At 47.3% G+C, this 1,839-nt stretch carries 3 pseudogenes; 2 read left to right on the top strand and 1 reads right to left on the bottom strand.

Annotated features, from left to right (window positions below):
- Positions 1–615 precede the first annotated feature (615 nt).
- Positions 616–962: pseudogene (locus C7N83_RS17195) on the bottom strand (hypothetical protein); the annotation flags it as partial.
- A 42-nt stretch (positions 963–1,004) separates the two neighbouring features.
- Between C7N83_RS17195 and C7N83_RS13765 the strand changes: the two are divergent.
- A pseudogene (locus tag C7N83_RS13765) lies at positions 1,005–1,158 on the top strand (IS1595 family transposase); the annotation flags it as partial.
- A gap of 263 nt (positions 1,159–1,421) precedes the next feature.
- Positions 1,422–1,839 (top strand): annotated as a pseudogene (locus tag C7N83_RS13760) (ABC transporter ATP-binding protein); the annotation flags it as partial.

Here is a 1,839-nt window from a genome sequence, read left to right as displayed (position 1 = left end):
AGCAATACGGGCTGGTTTTCCGGCTTCAAATAGCATTCGCTGATAACCTGCAACGGCGGATTGATTGGCAGCAGATTGGTTTCGGGGAAGATTAATGATCACAAGTCTTTGAAAGATATGGATTCTTCATGATAGGGGACGGTTGTCGGCGATAAAGCTTATCTGCGCAAAGAACGGGCGGAACGGCTATCTGATATTTACGGCCTCCGTTTGATTACAGGAAAGAATATGAAGCAAACGGACGGGGCACCGTTCGAACCCGGGTTGTTATAAAAGTGCGGTGTTATCGAAACGGTGTTGACGAACCGGAAAGCTGTGTCAGAAATACATCGACTATCACTGTTTATGTGCACAATGACAATATTTTGGTGCAAAAAGATCAAAACATGCGCGCCGGTTAACCCATCGGCAATAGGGCGGCACTGATACCGATTGGGCGAAGCTGCATTTTGCAGTGCGGGTGAACGGCAAATTCGGCATACCTGCCATCGTTCCGGCAATGGCTTCCTGCCGGACTTGATTTCCGGACGGCCTGTATATTGTCTGTTTCCTGAAAAACCGTCCGTTAAAATCAATGTGAATGCGTTGCCTGGTTGGGGTTGATGTGCAAATAATTCACGTTAGGCAAATCATATGTAAGAAATAACCGGGTTGTTTGCACAACCATTTGAGAAATGATGCCTGCCAGATTTCAAACGGCGTATTACCTTTCAAGCGCTTATGCGGCTTAACCGGGTGATAAAGATTGACAAAGCGGCACAACGCTTCCTGTGCTTCTTATCCCGGAACGTACATTCGTCATGCCGCATCTCTATCAAAATGCGGATAACGTGCCCGGCTTTACCGTTGGTTTGCGGTCGGGCAACACGGGTAAATTTCTGTCCGATGTTATTCCGGCAGTGGGTAACGGTAAACGGATGAGCCGCATGACCCGATTCCATACCGTTATCCGGATAAGCGCACCCGGTAGTGTCAGGACGGCAGCCATGACATCATGGTGCCGTGAATTTTCCCACAGGAGGCAGCACAGCGGTATCGAATCTTTCCGGAATGATGTCAAAGGGCTGTCTAAATTTCACGACGGTATTTCGAAGGATCTGTTTTTACCTGCATTTGAAGGAGACGGAATTTAGGTTTAACCACCGCTTAAACAATTAGGGTGTGTCCTCATTTCATCATGCGGCAACAAACACGCCTCTTGCGTTGGGAATGCGCGCAAGGTGTCCAACTTTGCTGTGCTTTTCGCCTGGTATCCACGCTTTTCTGCCTGAAAATGTGCGACGCAGACGAAAAGAGGACATACCCTGATGAAGATACTTCGAAATAATCCGATTTAATATTTTTGTTTCCTAAGCCTCTCGGGTATTGCTGCTTTTTGGTCTTGCGCTGGTCGGCAAATCCAGTAAAGGGGCCGAACCGCAATGATTTCGGTCGAACATGTTCCCAAGCAGTATCAAATGCGTGGTGATATGCGAACGGTTTTGGACGATATCGGTTTTTCGCTGCAAAAAAGCGGGAAGGTAGGTATTGGGGGCAAAACGGTGCCGGTAAATCGACATTAACCCGTTTAATCAGTGGTATTGAACCGCCGACTTCAGGTGAAATCGAGCGTCCAATGAGTATTTCTTGGCAGCTGGCATTTTCCGGTGCATTTCAAGGCGGCTTGACCGGTATGGATAATTTGCGCTTTATTTGTCGGATTTATAATGTTGATATTGATTATGTGAAGGCGTTTACAGAAGAATTTTCCGGATTGGGTCAATATTTTTATGAACCGGTGATGCGTTATTTCTCAGGAATGAAGGCGCGCTTGGCTTTTGCGCTATCGTTGGCGGTGGA

It is taken from the genome of Neisseria iguanae, assembly GCF_003013245.1.
GTDB lineage: Bacteria > Pseudomonadota > Gammaproteobacteria > Burkholderiales > Neisseriaceae > Neisseria > Neisseria iguanae.
The sequence above is the reverse complement of the archived record's forward strand: the minus strand, read 5'-3'. Positions and strand labels throughout refer to the sequence as shown.